The 17369-nt window shown below is 67.0% G+C and carries 14 protein-coding genes; 5 read left to right on the top strand and 9 right to left on the bottom strand.

All coding sequences use genetic code 11. The features are described 5' to 3' along the window. Positions 1 to 180 precede the first annotated feature (180 nt). A complete protein-coding gene (locus tag CVA01_RS08270) occupies positions 181 to 4125 on the bottom strand; it encodes a translation initiation factor IF-2 N-terminal domain-containing protein (RefSeq protein WP_141329976.1) in 3945 nt (1314 codons plus the stop codon). Positions 4126 to 4421: 296 nt separating this feature from the next. Between CVA01_RS08270 and CVA01_RS08275 the strand changes: the two genes are divergently transcribed. Beyond that, positions 4422 to 5105, top strand: coding sequence for a hypothetical protein (locus tag CVA01_RS08275; RefSeq protein WP_141329978.1), 684 nt, complete (start codon positions 4422 to 4424; stop codon positions 5103 to 5105). A 108-nt stretch (positions 5106 to 5213) separates the two neighbouring features. Here the strand turns inward: CVA01_RS08275 and ndk are convergent, their stop codons facing one another. Beyond that, a complete protein-coding gene (ndk, locus tag CVA01_RS08280; RefSeq protein ID WP_014009459.1) occupies positions 5214 to 5630 on the bottom strand; it encodes a nucleoside-diphosphate kinase in 417 nt (138 codons plus the stop codon). A 332-nt stretch (positions 5631 to 5962) separates the two neighbouring features. Here ndk and CVA01_RS15265 point away from each other — a divergent pair, with 332 nt between their 5' ends. Continuing rightward, positions 5963 to 6382 carry a putative endonuclease domain-containing protein gene (locus tag CVA01_RS15265; RefSeq protein WP_244938215.1) on the top strand — a complete coding sequence of 140 codons (420 nt, stop codon included), beginning with the start codon at positions 5963 to 5965 and terminating at the stop codon, positions 6380 to 6382. A gap of 166 nt (positions 6383 to 6548) precedes the next feature. On the opposite strand, the gene CVA01_RS08290 is transcribed toward CVA01_RS15265, so the two are convergent. From CVA01_RS08290 to CVA01_RS08315, 6 genes are all read right to left on the bottom strand, one after another. Next, on the bottom strand, positions 6549 to 7097 hold the full coding sequence (locus CVA01_RS08290; RefSeq protein ID WP_073883769.1) for an NADPH-dependent FMN reductase: 549 nt from the start codon (positions 7095 to 7097) through the stop codon (positions 6549 to 6551). Positions 7098 to 7149: 52 nt separating this feature from the next. Further along, the gene (locus CVA01_RS08295; protein ID WP_141330012.1) at positions 7150 to 7617 is read right to left on the bottom strand and encodes a DUF4233 domain-containing protein; all 468 of its coding nucleotides are present in this window, start codon (positions 7615 to 7617) and stop codon (positions 7150 to 7152) included. 5 nt (positions 7618 to 7622) lie between these two features. Continuing rightward, positions 7623 to 8213: an LOG family protein gene (locus CVA01_RS08300; protein ID WP_141329980.1), complete on the bottom strand. Its 591-nt coding sequence runs from the start codon at positions 8211 to 8213 to the stop codon at positions 7623 to 7625. After that, positions 8210 to 9676: a bifunctional tetrahydrofolate synthase/dihydrofolate synthase gene (folC, locus tag CVA01_RS08305; protein WP_373862667.1), complete on the bottom strand. Its 1467-nt coding sequence runs from the start codon at positions 9674 to 9676 to the stop codon at positions 8210 to 8212. The genes CVA01_RS08300 and folC overlap by 4 nt, the downstream gene beginning before the upstream one ends. A gap of 89 nt (positions 9677 to 9765) precedes the next feature. Beyond that, positions 9766 to 12624, bottom strand: coding sequence for a valine--tRNA ligase (locus CVA01_RS08310; protein ID WP_141329984.1), 2859 nt, complete (start codon positions 12622 to 12624; stop codon positions 9766 to 9768). A gap of 244 nt (positions 12625 to 12868) precedes the next feature. Further along, complete coding sequence (locus CVA01_RS08315) at positions 12869 to 13426, bottom strand: helix-turn-helix domain-containing protein (protein ID WP_141329986.1); 558 nt, start codon at positions 13424 to 13426, stop codon at positions 12869 to 12871. 90 nt (positions 13427 to 13516) lie between these two features. On the opposite strand from CVA01_RS08315, the gene CVA01_RS08320 reads away from it, so the two are divergent. From CVA01_RS08320 to CVA01_RS08330, 3 genes are read left to right on the top strand one after another with little or no spacing between them, the layout of a single operon-like run. Further along, positions 13517 to 14155: an AzlC family ABC transporter permease gene (locus CVA01_RS08320; protein ID WP_244938216.1), complete on the top strand. Its 639-nt coding sequence runs from the start codon at positions 13517 to 13519 to the stop codon at positions 14153 to 14155. Continuing rightward, positions 14155 to 14526, top strand: a complete 372-nt coding sequence (locus tag CVA01_RS08325; protein ID WP_073883766.1) for an AzlD domain-containing protein — start codon at positions 14155 to 14157, stop codon at positions 14524 to 14526. Before CVA01_RS08320 ends, CVA01_RS08325 begins: the two co-directional genes overlap by 1 nt. A 51-nt stretch (positions 14527 to 14577) precedes the next feature. Continuing rightward, entirely contained in the window at positions 14578 to 15972 is a 1395-nt protein-coding gene (locus CVA01_RS08330) for an aldehyde dehydrogenase family protein (RefSeq protein WP_141329990.1), read from the top strand. 208 nt (positions 15973 to 16180) lie between these two features. On the opposite strand, the gene CVA01_RS08335 is transcribed toward CVA01_RS08330, so the two are convergent. Continuing rightward, on the bottom strand, positions 16181 to 16735 hold the full coding sequence (locus CVA01_RS08335; protein ID WP_244938217.1) for a Fic/DOC family protein: 555 nt from the start codon (positions 16733 to 16735) through the stop codon (positions 16181 to 16183). Between the last annotated feature and the right edge of the window lie 634 nt (positions 16736 to 17369).

Consider the following 17369-nt stretch of genomic DNA (forward strand, 5'->3'; position numbering starts at 1 on the left):
AACTTGCTTTCACTGCGTTCGACATCGTGAGGCCGACATCTGGATCCGAGGATCCGGTGGCCGGAACGTCCCGCACACCCGTTGAGGGCACACGACACTGACAGTCGAACAGCGACCGCTCAAGACTACCTGCCCGGGCAGGGAAGGACAAAATCCTTACACCGCCCGGGCCCGAGTGCCCTAACGGCTGCTGCGCACGACCCGACGACGACCTCGTCGAGCCGCCGGAGCGTCGCTGGTCACCGCGGTATCCTGAGACTTCTTCGGTGCCTTCGACGTCGGCGCGGAGGACTCAACCTCAGGCTGAGACTTCTCCACCCGCTCCGGGGAGGACGCCGCCTCCGCGGTCGACCCCGCATCGGCGAAATCGACGGGCTGCGGGGCGACATCCGACCGGGAGCGGCCCCGGGTCCGTCGACGACGACGCGGCGAGGCGTCGAACTCGGCCCTCGCCTCAGCGAAGCTCTGTCCGGTGGACGGAGTCCCGGTGGGAGACGCTGCGGCCGACTCGGCGGCAGACTCAGGAGCAGCCTTCGGCTCCTGCTTCCGGTCCGACTGGGTCGTCCCGTTCTTCGGCCGGGACTTCTGCTGCGCTGCCTTCCGCTCCGGAGCATGCCCCTCGGCAGGCCGCACCACGCGGCGCACCCGGCGACGACCACGACGGTCCGTGCCCGCCTCCGGAGCAACCTCCGGGGCGGATGCCGGAGTAGCTGCGATCTCCTGCGGCTCATTCGGCACGTAGTCGGCACCGGTGGGCTCGTCAGGGTCCTCGATCCCGGCATGCTGCACGGCCTCTGCGGCGATCGCGGCGACGTCACCGGCACTGCCTGCACCATGGGAGCGACGGTCATCACGGGCGTCACGGGCGCCGCTGTGGTCCCGTCGCGGCTCGTCCTGATGACCGGTCTCGTTGCTACGCACCACGCGCCGACGTCCACGGCGGGCACCCTGGGACTCCCCGGAGTGCTCCGGGGCTGCCTCGGATTCGGCCTTGAACTCGGCCTTCGGCTCAACCGTGGATTCAGCCTTCGGCCGGGACTGCTCCTGTGCCTTCTCCGGCGCCTTCTCAGCCACCTGACCACCGGCGCGGGATCCACGACGGGTCCGCCGGGATCGACGCTGCTGCTCGACCTCGGACTTGTCCTCCTTGACCTCCTTGGCGTCCTGAGACTCCTTGGCCGGAGCCTCCTTCTGTCCGGTCTTCTCCGGGTGGTCGGAAGTGGCGTCCTCGCGGTTCTTCTCGTGGCGACGCCGCGTCTCCTGCTGGTCGCGGGCCTGACGCTTCTCGGAGCGGTGACCGTGGTCGCGCCGCTCGTGGTGGTGGCCGTCCTCCTCCTCGACGTGCTCGACCGGGTCATCGTGGATGATGACGCCGCGTCCCTCACAGGTCGGGCATTCGGTCGAGAACGTCTCGAGCAGGCCGGTGCCGAGGCGCTTACGCGTCATCTGCACCAGGCCGAGGCTGGTGACCTCGGAGACCTTGTGACGGGTCCGGTCGCGGCCGAGGAACTCACTGAGACGACGCAGCATGAGGTCGCGGTTCTCCGGCAGGACCATGTCGATGAAGTCGACGACGATCATGCCGCCCATGTCCCGCAGACGCATCTGCCGGACAATCTCCTCGGCGGCCTCGAGGTTGTTGAGGGTGACGGTTTCCTCGAGGTTCCCGCCGGAGCCGACGAAGCTGCCGGTATTCACGTCGATGACGGTCATCGCCTCGGTGCGGTCGATGATGAGGTATCCGCCGGACGGCAGCCAGACCTTTCGGCTCAGCGCCTTGGCGAGCTGCTCGTCGAGCTGGCGGTCCTCGAAGACATCGCGCCCGCCGTGCTGCTCCGGGTGGTAGCGCACCACGCGGGACTCCAGGTCCGGGGCGATCCGGTGGACGTAGTCGCGCACGACGGCCCAGGACTTCTCCCCGTCGACGACGAGCTCGTTGAAGTCCTCGTTGAAGATGTCGCGGATGACCTTGACGAGCATGTTCGGCTCTTCGTACATGGTCACCGGGTGGGAACCCTTGCGCGCGCGGGCCTTCTCCTCGGCGTCCTGGATGTCGAGCCAGCGCTGGTGGAGACGGTTGACGTCCTCGGCGATGAGTTCCTCGGACACGCCCTCTGCCGCGGTACGGATGATCGTGCCGCCGTTGTCCGGGACGACGCGGCCGAGGATGTCCTTGAGGCGCTTGCGCTCGGACTCGGGCAGCTTGCGGGAGATGCCCTGGGTCTTTCCGCCGGGCACGTAGACGAGGTAGCGGCCGGCGAAGCTCAGGCGGTTGGTCAGTCGGGCGCCCTTGTGTCCCAGCGGATCCTTGATCGCCTGGACGAGGACCTGGTCGCCGGGCTTCAGCGCGGCCTCGATGCGGCGGGTGCGGGTGTGCAGGTGCTTGTTCCGCCAGTCGACCTCACCGGCGTAGAGCACGGCGTTGCGTCCGGTTCCGATGTCGACGAAGGCCGCCTCCATGCTGGACAGCACATTCTGGACGCGGCCCAGGTAGATATTGCCGATGATCGACGACTGGGTCTCACTGGTGACGAAGTGCTCGACGAGCATCCCGTCCTCGGTGATGCCGACCTGGGTGGTCGTGCCGGGGTGGTCGGAGCGCTCGGAGTCGCGGACGACCATCGAGCGGTCGACGTTCTCGCGGCGGGCGAGGAACTCGGCCTTGCTGACGACCTTCTTCTTGTCGTGACCCTGCTCCTGACGCCAGCGCTTCTTCGACTCCAGGCGGGTCGAGCCCCTGAGCTTCACCGGCTCGTCGACGACGTCGGTGCCTTCGGTGAGCACGGGGAGGTCGCCGGGGACTCCGTGATCGTCGGCGGGCTCCAGAGGAGCCTCGGGTGCCTCGGGTGCACGGTCAACAGTCTCAGAGGTCTCAGAAGCCTGGGTGACCTCCTCGTTCCGGTTGTCGCTCTGGTTCTGACGGTCCTGGTCGCCGCGGCCACGGCCACGACCACGACGGCCGCGACGCTGGCTGCGGTTACCGGAATCCTGGGAGGACGCACGGTTGTCCCGGGAGTTCTCGGAGCTCCCGGAGACTCCAGCCTGCTCGGCCTGCTGGTCCGTATTCCCGGTCGTCTGCTCGACGGCCTCGGCGGCACGGCGCTGCTCGGCTTTACGGCTGCGGAGCAGTTCAGCATCGGACGCGGCACTGCGGGAACCGACCCGACGCACGACACGACGACGCACCGGGCGCGGGCTCTCCGCCTCGGGAGCCGGGGTGGCCTGAGCAGTCTCAGTCTTCCGCGCGGCCTTCTTCTCTGCCTTCGGGGCGTCCTCCGGAGCCTCCACCGATCCGGCGATGCGGTCGATGAGCTCGTCCACGGTGTCAGCGGAGGATTCGGTCGTGGCGGCCGTGGGCTGGACCGAAGGCTCAGCCTTCTCTGCCTTGTCAGCCTGGTCTGACTTGTCTTCCGTGGCCACAGCCTTCGCGGCGGCTGTCGCCTTGCGTCCACGACGGGGACGACGCGACGTGGTCTTCGTCGTCGACTTCTCTTCGGCGGAAGGCTCGGCAACCTCAGGAGTCTCAGGAGTAGTCGGCTCTTCCTTCTTGGCCGCGGTCTGCGTCGTCGCAGTCTTCTTCGCAGGCGCCTTCCGGGCGCGCGACTTCTTGGGCTCGGCCGTGGTGGCCTCGGGCTGCTGTGACTCGTCCTTCTTCGGCGCCGCCTTCTTGGCGGTGGTCTTGCGGGTGCGCTTGGCCGGGGCCTTCTTCGCGGTCTCCGCCGGTGCGTCCGTGTTCTTCTCCGCAGCAGTAGCATCGACCGGCGCGTCCTCAGCGGGAACGTCCTTGGTCGCCGTCTTGGTCGCCGGAGCCTTTTTCGCAGTGCTCTTTGTGGCGGCGGACTTCTTCGGCGCGGCCTTGCGGGTGCGCTTGGCCGGAGCCTTCTTCGCGGTCTCCGCCGGAGCCCCGGCCGCCGTCAGAGCGGTGAGGAATTCCCCGACCTCGGCTTTCGGCAGAGTCGAGGTGGCACGTTTGCCCTCGATCCCCTGCGCGGTCAGCACCTGCACCAGTTCGGCACTGGGCACGTCGAGGGCCTTGGCCAGCGCGTGGACGCGGACCTTCTCCCCCATGTCTTCGATTGTGATTCCCGCGGCTGCTGCCGCGAGTTCCTGGCTGGTTTTAGCCACTGTTCTCCTTGTACGGGCGCGGTGTCCATCAATTCGGCGGGCGCATGTCGCTGCCTCTCACCGAGCGTCGGTCGTTCGTGGACCGGGACGCCGCATTATTGATGTCTGAAAGTTCTTCTCGGAGGTGCGCACTCCGGTTCACCGGCTCTGTGTTGCCTGACTGGTGCTGCACGTCCACCAGCCATTCTGTCACAACACCCGGCAAGACCTGTGCTGCACACGGTATCTGCCACCTCACATCGTGAGTTTCTTCTACGGAGCATCGCAGACCCACAGTTTCCCGGTACCCTGGAGTAATGTCCCCAGTCACCTTTCTCCGGGTCGGACTGTCCACGGTGACCGGCATCGTCGCAGGGTTCGCCGCCTCTCCCCGGGCCAATGCCGTCGTCACCTGGACATTTCTCGCCGTCCTGTTGATCGGTTGGGCGCTGGTCACCGTCCGCAACCGGCGCCACGGTTTCCGCCTCAACGAGCACGCTCCGATGACACCGGATGCCGAAATGCAGACCCGCAGCGCCGTCGACACCTGGGCGCCCTCTGTCACCGCGGTGCTCCTCTATGCCGCCCTCACCTTCGGAGGCGTCATAGAGGACGAAGTGTTCGGCTGGATCTGGGCGGCCGCCGTCGCCGTCGCCGTCAGCTGCGCTCTGATCTGGTGGACGCTGACCACCGACCGCACCAGGAACATCCCGGTCCCCACCGGCCAAGGCGCCCGGACCATGTGCCGGCTGCTCCTCGCCCTCAACGCCGTCCCCTCCGGACGCCAGGTCAACCGCAGCGCACTCATCCACGAGGCGGAGCCCCTGGGGATGAGCGCCGACGAGGTCGCAGGCACCATCGCCGACCTCGCTGCACGGGACAAGCTCGTGGTGGTCACCGAACGGGAGCGGTCCGGCGAACGGGTCGACTGGATCAGCCTTACCGAGGCCGGCGCGGCAGACGCAGCGGACACAGCGCATCCGGCCGACTCGGCGTCCTGAAAGAGACCTGTCCGGACAGAAATCTGCCACCCCTCAGTTCGCCGGGAGACCCGGACATTGACCTGAGGGGTGGCAGATCTCGCGACCACGAGGGCCGGAAGGGCAACGCTACTTGGCGAGCTCCGGGAACCAGATCCCGATCTCACGCTCGGCGGAGAGCACGGAGTCCGAACCGTGGACGACGTTCTCACCGACAGAGAGGGCGAAGTCGCCGCGGATGGTGCCGGGGGTGGCGGCGGACACCGGGTCGGTGCCGCCGGCGATCTGACGCCAGGCTTCGATGGCGCGCTCGCCCTCGACGACGCCGGCGATCAGCGGAGAGGAGGTGACGAACTCGACGAGACCCTCGTAGAAGGGCTTGCCCTCGTGCTCGGCGTAGTGCTTCTCGGCGGTGGCGCGGTCGGTCAGTCGCAGGTCGAGGGCGGCCAGGGTCAGGCCCTTGCGCTCGATGCGGGCGATGATCTCGCCGACGAGTCCGCGCTGGACCCCGTCCGGCTTGATGAGGATGAGAGTGCGTTCAGTCATGCCGGACAGGGTACCGGACGTTCCTGGACTTCCCTTACCATGGGTGCCTGATTGGGTGCCGAGGGGGCACCGGGGAGAAACGACCGGGAACGGTGGGGATCAGAAATGTACCGGGGCGGGGAGATAGACCAGGCTGTGGCGTCCGCGTGGGAGGAACCGGAGGCGCTGCGTACTACTGCGTGTCCTGTGCCGGTGACCCATCCCGGGGAGTCACCACCGGATGAGAGGTACACACAGGTCAACGGACTGTGGGTGCCGTCCGGTTCAGTGCGTACGGACGAGGATGTCATCAGAGGTGCCGACCATCATCCGCGCGGACACTGAAGCGGATCGTGGCAGTCGCCGACCAGGGCACAGATTCCCCGATGGAGACCGTGATGCATCTGAAGGTGCGGCGAATACTGCACGGACTGGCGGCACGCCGGGCGCTGCCGCCACTACCGGAACTGGTACCGCAGTTGGTCGTCCATGCTGACGGGTCGGTGTCCGATCCGGTGCACGGCGTGACGCCAGGGGAAGGACGCATTGTCGCACGACTCGACCTGGCGATCGCCGAGTGCCGGCCGGGGTTGCAGTATGACGGGTCAGGGCATCTGGCGAGATCCCAGCGGGACCGTGATTCCCGGATCACCGCCGAACTGGGGAATCTCGGGTGGCACCCGCTCCGGCCGGCCTACGGTCATCTCACCGACGGCGATCTGCTGTGGAAGACCGTCACTGATGCGCTGAAGCTCTGTCTCTCACGACTGTGACCGACAGCGACCAACCCTGACCTGATGGTGTCAGATCGTGCTGTCACTTTGTGCATTCTCACCGATATCCACCATGAGGAAACCCCCAGTTCACAGACATTTATACACCCTGTAGTGTGCACTACAGCATGCATAATGTGGCGCCTGCGGGGATGAAGCCAGTGACCTAGGCGGCAGCAGCGACGGCCTTGCCGAGCTCGACGACGGCAGCATTCTGCGCGTCACCCGGGGTGAACTGGAAGTCCGGGAAGACCTCGGCGAAGGGCAGCTTGAGGTCCTCACCGGTGAGCTTCATGCCCAGGAAGGTGATGACGGTGTGCCAGTGCTCCAGGGCGGAGGATGCCCCGGTGGAGCCCCAGCCGATGAAGCCGACGGGCTTCTCGGTCCACTCGACGAAGAGGGAGTCCACGGCATTCTTCATGACGCCCGGGACGGAACCGTTGTACTCGCCGGTGGCGAAGATGAAGCCGTCGAAGCCGGCGATCTTCTCGGACCAGGCGGCCAGCTCGGGCTCTTCGTAGGCCCCCTGGTGCATGCGCGGCGGGGTGGCGGAGGTGAACTTGCCCAGCTCCTGGGCGGCGAGGTCAATGACCTCGAAGGTGGCGTCGATACCGGCGGCAGCGAGGGTCTGCTGCGCCCAGTCGGCGATCTTGATGGAGTTGCGGCCTTCGCGGACGGTGCCGGCGAGGATGCCGATACGGGGAGTACTTGTCATGCCAACCAGTTATACCCGCAGATTAGTTGACGCGTCAACTATATGGCGGGGATCACATCCGCGAGTCCTTGTTCTCGTCGACCCACACGTGCTGCGCCGGCAGCAGTCCCCGCTCCATCCGCCGCTTGAGATGCCCACGCAGGTAGTACGTGTACCACCACGCGGCGATGAACAGCACCGCGACAATGAACACGATCGGGTGCACCACGATGCCGCCGATCAGCAGCAGCACCTGCAGCACGATGTTCATCGGGTCGGCGAAGGACCTGAACTGCAGGAAGGACGCCACGGTCATCGCCACCGCAAGAACCGCGATGTAGGTCATGTTGAATCCGGAGGCGTACTTGCCGTCCCACAGCTTGCCGATGGTCGGGAGGATGAGGAAGACCGCCAGCGCCTCCATGATCATGATGCCGGCCATCATCCCCTTGAGGCCCTTGAAGGGGTCGATCTGGGGGTCATGGCCCATGCCCAGCGGGCCGACCTCGGGAGCCTTGCCCCGCCTCTTGTCGTCACTCATCTCGCTCACCTGCTCCACTTTGCCGCAGCAGGGGTCCACAGGTCCAACGCGGCCGGCAGCTCGCCCGGATCCTCCACCCGGATGAGGCGGTCACGGTGCTCCTGGGCGAAGAAGCCACGGGCCACCATGTGGTCCAGCATGTCCGCCATCGGCTGCCAGTAGTCGTCCACGTCGACGATCGCGACCGGCTTGTGGTGGACGCCGAGCACCTGGCCGACCCACACCTCGAAGAACTCCTCGAGCGTGCCGATGCCGCCGGGCAGGGTGACCATGGCGTCCGCCATCGACGCCATCCGTTCCTTACGCTCGGTCATGGTCTCGACGATGTCGAGGGTGTCCAGCCCCAGATGACCGGTCTCGCCGTCCATGAGGTGGCGGGTGATCACACCGTGGACCGGCATGCCGGCGTCCAGCGCGGTATCTGCCGCCACGCCCATGAGGCCCACGGAGCCACCGCCGTAGACCAGCTCGTAGCCGGCCTCGGCGAGGACCTGTACGGTCCGGACCGTGGCTTCCTCGTACTCCGGGGAGTTTCCGGTCGCCGACCCGAGGTACAGGGCGACGCGTTTCACCTGCTGCTCAGCGACCGCCGTCATGCCGGGTCCTTGCCGAACAGGGTGCGGGCCTCACCGGCGGTGACGACCGATCCGGTGATCAGTACACCGGCACCGGAGACCATGCCGCCGTCGAAGCCGCCGTCGTCCTCGGCCAACTCCACGGCCAGCTCCACAGCCCCGGGCAGGGCCGCGGCGACATGCACCCGCTCCTCACCGAAGGCGTCGCGGGCGTACTCGGCCAGGGTCTCGACCTCCAGGGCGCGCGGCGACCCGTTGCGGGTCACCACAACCTCGTCGAGCACCGGCTCCAAGGCGGCGAGGATGCCACGGGCGTCCTTGTCACCGAGGATCCCGAGGACGCCGACCAGGCGTCGGAACGAGAAGTCGCGGTCGACAGCCTCGGCCAGTGCCTTGGCACCGTGCGGGTTGTGGGTTGCGTCGATGAAGGTCGACGGGGTGGCGCGCACCCGCTCAAGCCGCCCCGGCGACTGCACCTGGGCGAAGCCGCGTCGGACAGTCTCGATGTCGAGCTGGCGTCCTGCCCCGGCACCGAAGAAGGCCTCCACCGCAGCGAGTGCGACGGCGGCGTTGCGGGCCTGGTGGGCACCGGAGAGCGGCAGGAAGATGTTGTCGTAGGTCCCGCCGAGACCACGGATGGTCAGCGTCTGGCCACCGACGGCGATGCCGGACTCCACGACACCGAACTCAGCACCCGCACGGGCCACTGAGGAATCGACCTCGACGGCCCTCCTGAGGATGACCTCCATGGCCTCCGGCTCCTGCTCGGAGACCACGGTGACATTGTCCGGCGGGGTCAGCAGATCGTCGCGGTTCCAGCGGGACTTGATGATCCCGGCCTTCTCCGCGGCGATCTCGGCGATGGTGTCGCCGAGGTAGTCGGTGTGGTCCAGGCCGATGGGCATGATGACGGAGACGTCGGCGTCAATGACGTTTGTGGCGTCCCAGCGCCCTCCCATGCCGACCTCGACGACGGCGACGTCGACCGGGGCGTCGGCGAAGGCCGCGTAGGCCATCGCGACGAGCACCTCGAACTTGGACATCCGAGGGCCGCCCTTGGCCTCGGACGCGGCGTCCACCATGTCGACGTAGGGCTCGATCTCCCGCCAGATGCGGACGTAGTCCGCCGGATGCATCGGCTGGCCGTCGATCGCGACGCGTTCGGTGGCGATCTGCAGGTGCGGGCTGGTGGTCCGGCCGGTGCGGCGGTGGAAGGCGCGCAGCAGTGACTCGACCATGCGCACCGTGGAGGTCTTGCCGTTGGTGCCGGCGATGTGGATCGACTGGTAGGCCCGCTGCGGGTTGCCCAGCAGGTCCATGAGCTCCCGGATGCGGTCCAGGGTCGGGTCGATGTGGGTCTCGTTCCACCGCTCGTTGAGCTCCGCCTCGACCTGCGCCAGCGCGGCGAGGTCCTCGGGGGTCACCGGATTGTGGACCGGGGTCTCGTCGGCGGCCGGCTCGTTGAGGTCGATGGGCAGGTCCAGGCCGGACTCACCGAGATTGACCTCGCCGAAACCCTCGTGGAGTTCCTCGTTGACGTCCTTGGCGTTCTTGTCGTTCTTGTCCGCAGCCACTACTTCTCCGGCAGTTCGGCAAGGCGGGCGGAGATGCGCTCGACCTCTTCGACGGCGATCTGCTGACGCTCACGGATCTTGGCCACGACGTGCTCCGGAGCCTTGGCGAGGAAGCCCTCGTTGCCCAGCTTCTTCGCGGCGCGGTCGAGTTCCTTGTTCGCCTCGGCGAGATCCTTCTCCAGACGCTTGCGCTCGGCGGCGACGTCCACGGTGCCGGAGGTGTCCAGCTCCACGGTCAGGGTCGCGGTCGACAGGCGCAGCTCCACGCTCGCGGTCGGGGTGAACCCGTCCTCCGGCTCGGTGACCTTGACGATCGAGCGGACGGCGTCCTCCTGCTCGACGAGGTCGACAGCGGCGGCGTCGAAGCGGGCCGGGACCTTCTGGGTGGGCTTGACACCCTGGTCGGCGCGGAAACGACGCAGCTCGGTGACGAGCTTGTCGACGTCGGCGATGCGGCGGGCGGCGTCCTCGTCGGCAGCCACTCCCCCGTTGGTGTCCTCGGCGGTCGGCCAGGACGCAACGACGAGGCTCGTCGGATAGCCCTCGGCGCCGTCGGTGAGCACGGTCCACAGGGTCTCGGTGACGAAGGGCATCGACGGGTGCAGCAGGCGCAGGACCGTGTCGAGGACGCGACCGAGCACCAGACGGGTGTTCTGACCACGGGTCTTCTCGGCGTCGGTGGCGGCGTCCCAGTCGCGCGGGATCTGGACCTTGGCGATCTCCAGGTACCAGTCGCAGAATTCGTTCCAGGCGAAACGGTAGAGGGCCTCGTTGGCGACGGCGAACTCGTAGCGGTCGAGGTGGGTGTCCACCAGGACGCGGAGTTCCTCGAGCTTGTCGAGGATCCAGCGGTCGGCGTCGGTGAGGGCCTCGCGGGCCGGGAAGTTCTGCTTCTCGTTCTCACCGAGGACCTCGGCACCGTTCATCAGCGCGAACTTGGTGGCGTTGAAGAGCTTGGTGGCGAAGTTACGGGAGGACTGCGCGGAATCCTCACCGATCGGCAGGTCGGTGCCGGGGTTGGCGCCGCGGGCCAGGGTGAAGCGCAGGGCGTCCGCACCGTAGTCGCGGACCCAGTCCATCGGGTCGATGCCGTTGCCCAGGGACTTCGACATCTTGCGGCCGTGCTCATCGCGGACGAGGCCGTGGAGGAAGACGTCCGTGAACGGCACCTGCGGGCGACCGTTGCGCTCATCGGCACTCGTGCCGGACTCGCCGCTACCGAGGGTGGAGCCGGTGATGGTGTCGGCGAAGGTGCCGAACATCATCATGCGGGCGACCCAGAAGAAGAGGATGTCGTAGCCGGTGACCAGCACGGAGGTCGGGTAGAACTTCTTCAGCTCGTCCGACTGCTCCGGCCAGCCCATCGTGGAGAAGGGCCACAGTGCCGAGGAAAACCAGGTGTCCAGGACGTCGTTCTCCTGGTGCCAGCCCTCGCCGGTGGGCTTTTCGTCGTCGGGACCGCAGCAGACGATCTCGCCGTCGGGTCCGTACCAGATCGGGATGCGGTGGCCCCACCACAGCTGACGGGAGATGCACCAGTCGTGCATGTCGTCGACCCAGTCGAACCAGCGCGGCTCCTGGGAGGCGGGGTGGATGACGGTGTCGCCCTCACGGACCGCGTCCCCGGACATCTTGGCGAGCTCGTCGACCTTGACCCACCACTGCTCGGACAGGCGCGGCTCGATGGCCTCCTTGGAGCGCTCGGAGTGACCCACGGAGTGGACGTAGGGGTGGATGCGCTTGAGGACGCGGCCCTGCTCCTCCAGCGCCAGCCGGATCTGCTCACGAGCCTCGAACCGGTCCAGGCCGTCGAACTGCGTACCGGTGTTCGCGATGTGGCCGGTCTCGTCGATGACCTCGGGCATCTCGAGGTTGTGGCGCTGACCCATGGCGAAGTCGTTCGGGTCGTGGGCCGGGGTGATCTTCACCATGCCTGTACCGAACTCGGGGTCGACGTAGTCGTCGGCGATGACGACCATGCTGCGCCCCTCGATGAACGGGTGCGGGAGGGTGGTGCCGACGAGGTCCTTGTAGCGCTCGTCGTCCGGGTGGACGGCGACGGCGACATCGCCGAGCATGGTCTCGACACGGGTGGTCGCGACATCGGCGTGCGGGCCCTTGCCCTCGACATCGCCGTAGCGCAGGGTGACCAGCTCACCCTCGTCGTCGGAGTAGACGACCTCAATGTCGGAGATGGCGGTGCGCAGCACCGGGGACCAGTTGACCAGGCGCTTCGCGCGGTAGATCAGGCCGCGGTCGAAAAGCTCCTTGAAAATGGTCTGGACGGCCTTGGACAGGCCGTCGTCGAGGGTGAAGCGCTCGCGCTCCCAGTCGACCGAGTCGCCGATGGCGCGCATCTGGTTCTGGATGACGCCGCCGAACTTGTGCTTCCATTCCCAGACGCGCTCGACGAACTCCTCGCGGCCGTAGTCGAAACGGTCCTTACTCTCGGTCTCCTTGAGCATGGCCTCGACCTTGGTCTGGGTCGCGATGCCGGCATGGTCGGAGCCCGGCAGCCACAGGACCTCGTAGCCCTGCATGCGCTTACGGCGGGCCATGGAGTCCATGAGGGTGTGGTCGAGGGCGTGACCCATGTGCAGCTGGCCGGTGACGTTCGGCGGCGGGAGCACGATGGAGAACGGCTTCCTGTCGCTCGTCGCGTCCGCGTGGAAGTAACCGGCGTCAACCCAGCCCTGGTAGAGGGCGGATTCTACGTCGGTGGGGTTCCACTGCTTCGGGAGGCGGTCGGCCCGGTTGCCGCTTGACTCGTTGCTGCGTGATGCGCTGCTGCTGGTCTGATCAGTCACGGTGAGACAGTCTAGTGCAGGCACGGACGTGGACCGTGACCGGTCGTTCATCAGCTCGGTGGTGCGGTCCTGTGGTCGGCACTCCGCTGCCCCGGTCGCGGCCTCTCCCCCTCCCGGCTCCGACTGCCCCTGTGTTCCAGAGCCCCGGTGCCGCCCTGCGCATCCCTCGCGCTCCCGTGTGTTCCCGTGCACCCCCTTGTACAGAAGTAGTGGCGAGGAGTCGGAAAAATCCGCATCGGGCGACCTGCGGCCACTATTTCTGTACCGGTGAGGCAGCGCCACCCCGTTCCGGCCGCTACCCCTCCACGACGGTGACACCCGTCGTACCGTCCTCCAATGCCTCGAAGGTGTGCGGGACGTCCCCCGGATAGCGGACGCAGTCCCCGACCTCCAGCGTGATCGTCCGGTCCTGGACGCCGACCACCGCGCGTCCTGAGGTGATGAACACGTACTCCACGGTCCCCCGCGGGTGCGGCGTCGAGGACTTCACCGCGCCCGGACCTGCGGTGATGTAGTACAGGTCCCACCTGGTAGACGGCTCCCCCGGGCTGACCAGTGCCACGCGGTAGGCACTGTCCTCGGACTCGAGGAAGTTCAGTTCCTCCGCCCGGGTGACGTCGATGTCCGGCATCGGCGGATCGATGATCCTGGACAGCGGCACGTTGTAGACACTGGCGAGCGACCAGAGTGTCTCCACGCTGGGGTTGCCGGCACCGGACTCCAGGACCGAGAGTGTGGACTTCCCGATGCCCGCCCGGCCTGCTGCCTCAGTGAGGCTCAGTCCGACCTTTTCCCGCTCGGCGCGCAGGGCGGACCCCATTCGCTGATGGTCGTACTGCGAATCATTCGACATGTCGTTCACCGTACGGGACGATGATCCATCTTAACGAACATCAGAAGATCGTTCAGTATGGCGAACATGATTCCATCGCACAGAACGGCAGTGAAAGACGGCGCGGTCACCTGCCTGACGTTGCTCGCCGTGGGCGTTTCCTACGGCTCCCTGTCCCACCAGGCCGGACTCCACCTCTGGCAGACCGCATTTCTCGCCGCGCTGGCCTACGGTGGCGCGGCCGAGATCCTCTTCGTCGGTACGCTCGGCGCCAGTGGATCCCCGGTCGCCGCGGTATTGGGCGGCGTCCTCGTGAACTCCCGGAACCTCGCCTACGGCATGAACGTCGGCACCATCGCACCCCGCGGCTGGCGGGCAGTCGCCGGCGCGCACCGGGTCAACGACGAAACCACGGCCTTCTCCCGAACCGGCGCATCGTCCGAGCAACGGTGGCGCCGGTTCTCCGTCTTCGGCGTCGTCATGCTCGCCTCCTGGATCAGCGGCGCCGTGGCCGGCCAGATGGTCGCGGACCTCACCGATACCGACGCTTTCGGGGTGGACGCAGCCTTCCCCGTGATCCTCATCGCCATGGTCCTCCCTGATCTCCGGCGACAGCCCACACTGCTGGCCGCGCTCGCCGTCGTGGTGGTCAGCGTCTCGGCGACACCCTTCGTCCCCTCGGGCCTCACCGCCGTCTGCACCCTGGTCGTCCTGCTGCCCTGGGCCCTATCGACCCGGAGGTCTGCCTGATGGACACACAGATTTTCCTGCTCTCCGCCGGCGCCTTCATCGTCGCCACCTACCTGATCCGGCTCGCCGGAGTGTCGTGGGGACACCGTCTCGCCGCGGGAGGCCCCGCTTCGTCCGGCAGATCGTCCGACACCGGATCCGGAGATTCCTCGGCGACTGCCCGGCTCTGGCTCGACCGTGCAGCGGTCGTCATTCTCGTCGCCGTCGCCGCCACACAGGCCACCTACGACGGACAGGATCTCACGGGGCTATCCCGCATCCTCGGCGTAGCTGTCGGAATCGTCGCACTGTGGCGGCGGGTGCCGATGCTCCTCGCGGTACTGCTGGCCATGGCGACCACCGCGGGGCTTCGCCTGCTCGGTGTGGCGTGAGCGGCACCGAAACGGGTGACGTAGCCGGTCAAGACGCGTACAACGGAACCCATGAGTACCTTCCAGTTGAGCAACCCGTCCACCGGCACCACCGAAGACACGTTCACGAGAATCGAGGACTCCGACAGGGACGCCATCCTCGACCGCGCGACCGAGGCCTACAACTCCTGGCGCACCACCTCGGTCGACGAGCGGGCCCGCGTCCTCGCCCGGGCCGCCGACCTTTACGAGGAGAACACCGAGGAGCTCGCGTCCCATATCGGACGCGAGATGGGCAAGCTCACCTCCTGGGCGCGCGCCGAGCTCGGCATCGTCGTCGACATCTACCGGTACTACGCCGAGCACGCCCATGAGCTGCTCGCCGACCGCGAACTGCCGGCACAGAATGCACTGCACACCTACGTCCGCAAGGACCCGGTCGGCCCGCTGCTGGGCATCATGCCGTGGAACTTCCCCTACTACCAGGTCGCCCGCTGGGCCGCGCCGAACCTGCTGCTCGGCAACTCCCTCGTCCTCAAGCACGCGTCCATCTGTCCGCTGTCCTCCCAGGCCTGCCAGGATCTTCTGGAGGACGCCGGCCTGCCCGCCGGCGTATTCCAGAACATCTACGCCTCCGGCTCCCAGATGGATGCCTTCGTCGCCGACCCCCGGATCGCGGGTGTCTCACTGACCGGTTCGGAGGGTGCGGGTGGGGCTGTGGCTGCGACAGCTGGCGAGAACTACAAGAAGTCGCTGCTGGAGCTCGGCGGAAATGACCCGTTCATCATCCTCGGAGGCCTGTCCGACAAAGACATGGACAGCGTCCTCGACCGGTACGTGGGCCTGCGGATGTACAACACCGGCCAGGCGTGCAATGCGCCGAAGCGGCTGATCGTCCTGGATGACGACTACGAGCGCGTGGTGGCCGGCCTGGAGCAGCGGATCAGTGCGCTGCTACCGGGTGAGTGGGACGACCCGGACGCCGATGTCGGTCCACTGTCCTCCATCGACGCCCGTGACGAGATCGTCCAGCGGCTGGAGGCCGCATCCTCCGACGGGACCGCCACGGTGCGTGTGGGTGGTCGGGCGCTGGAGCGGCCCGGAGCGTTCATGGAGCCGACGCTGCTAACCGACGTCGATCCGACCGCGGACGTGGGCTGCAACGAAGTCTTCGGCCCGGTCGCCATCGTCTACCGCGCCACCGACGTGGACGACGCCATACGGATCGCCAACGATTCCGACTACGGACTGTCCGGGTCAGTGTGGGGCACGGACCTGGAGTTGGCGGAGCAGACCGCAGCCCGGCTGGAGGTCGGCATGTCCTTCGTCAACGAGGCCTCGGTCACCGCGGCGGGACTCCCCTTCGGCGGTGTGGGACGTTCCGGTTACGGCCGCGAGCTGGCCGAGTGGGGCGTCGGCGAGTTCTGCAACGACCACCTGGTGCGGGTGCGGTCGCTGCGGAAGTGAGTCTGCGTTCACCGCTGCGACTCGAGAGGGTGGTCCGACGCTCTCAGACCACCCCCTCGAGTCGCACCCAACCAGACCGGGAACGTACTCATTCCGAGACAGATCCCTGTTCACTCGTAAATGTGTCCTTACCAGCGAAAATGACTCTTCCGATCGGTCCACGATCGAAAATCCGCGGGACTTTCGTCGAAGATCTGCCAGTCCCGGTTCACGATCCCGGCCGGTACGGGACGCCCCGGGGATGCGTCCGCCGGAAGGTCATCATGTCGTGGAAGATCTCGGTGGCGGACCGGTTGTCGCAGCATCCTTCGGTTGCGGACAGGGACGACCCGGATGATGCAGCACCAGACTCCGTTGCGGGCAGGACGCCGGGACGCAGGGCCTGGGCGAGATAGGAGGAATCGACGGTGGCGGCGCCGACGTAGCGGGCTGCGTGGACCTGCTCGGCACTGACAAGCGTCCAGTCCACGGACCACCCGGCGTGGCGGAGCATCTGGTCGAAGAAGAAGCGCTGGGTCCGGGAGTTCCCGTCGCGGAAGGGGTGGACCATCGTCAGCTCCGCCCAGTGGTCGGCGACGGTGGCGACGGCGGCGTCCACATCCGAGGTCGACGGCGGATGCTTCGCGATGTCCCGGAACACCCGATCGAGTTCCTGGTCAACGTACTGCGCCCGGCACATCGCCATGCCCATCGCACCGACCTCGCCGGTGCGGAGCTGCCCTGCCCAGGGGGTAGATGTCCTGCATGAGGTAGCCGTGCACATGGCACAGATCGTCCCGGGTGAAGCTCGCGAGCGGGGCGGAACTTTCGAGTTCGTACAGGCGCTGAGTAGCGAGTCTGCCTGCGATACGCTCCAGTTCAGCAGGGTCATTTTTCCCGAAGTAGTTCTCCGGCGCCCCCGTTGTGTCCCCCATGTTTCCCCCTACGCGCCCCGCGCAATCCGTCGTCGCAGCTCGGCAGCTCTCAAAGTGTGCGCGAGCCCCTCACCCTCCAGGATCTCGAGCACAGCCTGATCCGCCGAGATTTCCCCTCGAAGAACACGACGCCCCCTTGCCTCATCCTCCGGCGTCACCGGCTGCCCTGCCATGGTCATCGACGCGGCGACAGCGGCGACCTTCTGATCCTCGGTGCGGAGGTCGTAGTCCTGTGCGGTATTCGTGCCCGGTGATTCTACCCGGTTCGGCCCCGGTCAGCCAGGGGCAAGAGAGCAGCCCCGAGTCCGCTCACCTGCTCCAATTACTCAGTTTCCATGTCCGCCGCAGCACTAGCATCGTGATGATGATGTCTACTTCCCCATCCAGTAGCCACCCTGCGGACAACCTCCGCCTCAGCGGTGACCGCATCGAGGTTGCCCGGATGCGGCGAGGCATCTCGAAGGCGGAAGCGTCCCGACAACT

The sequence above is a fragment of the Corynebacterium variabile genome, assembly GCF_006539825.1.
Classification (GTDB): Bacteria; Actinomycetota; Actinomycetes; order Mycobacteriales; family Mycobacteriaceae; genus Corynebacterium; species Corynebacterium variabile.

Bases quoted from the DNA above. Each gene is read 5' to 3' on its own strand.
- CVA01_RS08275 (WP_141329978.1), top strand. From the start codon at position 4,422: ATGTCCCCAGTCACCTTTCTCCGGGTCGGACTGTCCACGGTGACCGGC.
- ndk (WP_014009459.1), bottom strand. From the start codon at position 5,630: ATGACTGAACGCACTCTCATCCTCATCAAGCCGGACGGGGTCCAGCGC.
- CVA01_RS08290 (WP_073883769.1), bottom strand. From the start codon at position 7,097: ATGACAAGTACTCCCCGTATCGGCATCCTCGCCGGCACCGTCCGCGAA.
- CVA01_RS08295 (WP_141330012.1), bottom strand. From the start codon at position 7,617: ATGAGTGACGACAAGAGGCGGGGCAAGGCTCCCGAGGTCGGCCCGCTG.
- CVA01_RS08300 (WP_141329980.1), bottom strand. From the start codon at position 8,213: ATGACGGCGGTCGCTGAGCAGCAGGTGAAACGCGTCGCCCTGTACCTC.
- CVA01_RS08310 (WP_141329984.1), bottom strand. From the start codon at position 12,624: ATGAACGACCGGTCACGGTCCACGTCCGTGCCTGCACTAGACTGTCTC.
- CVA01_RS08315 (WP_141329986.1), bottom strand. From the start codon at position 13,426: ATGTCGAATGATTCGCAGTACGACCATCAGCGAATGGGGTCCGCCCTG.
- CVA01_RS08325 (WP_073883766.1), top strand. From the start codon at position 14,155: ATGGACACACAGATTTTCCTGCTCTCCGCCGGCGCCTTCATCGTCGCC.
- CVA01_RS08330 (WP_141329990.1), top strand. From the start codon at position 14,578: ATGAGTACCTTCCAGTTGAGCAACCCGTCCACCGGCACCACCGAAGAC.
- CVA01_RS08335 (WP_244938217.1), bottom strand. From the start codon at position 16,735: ATGTGCACGGCTACCTCATGCAGGACATCTACCCCCTGGGCAGGGCAG.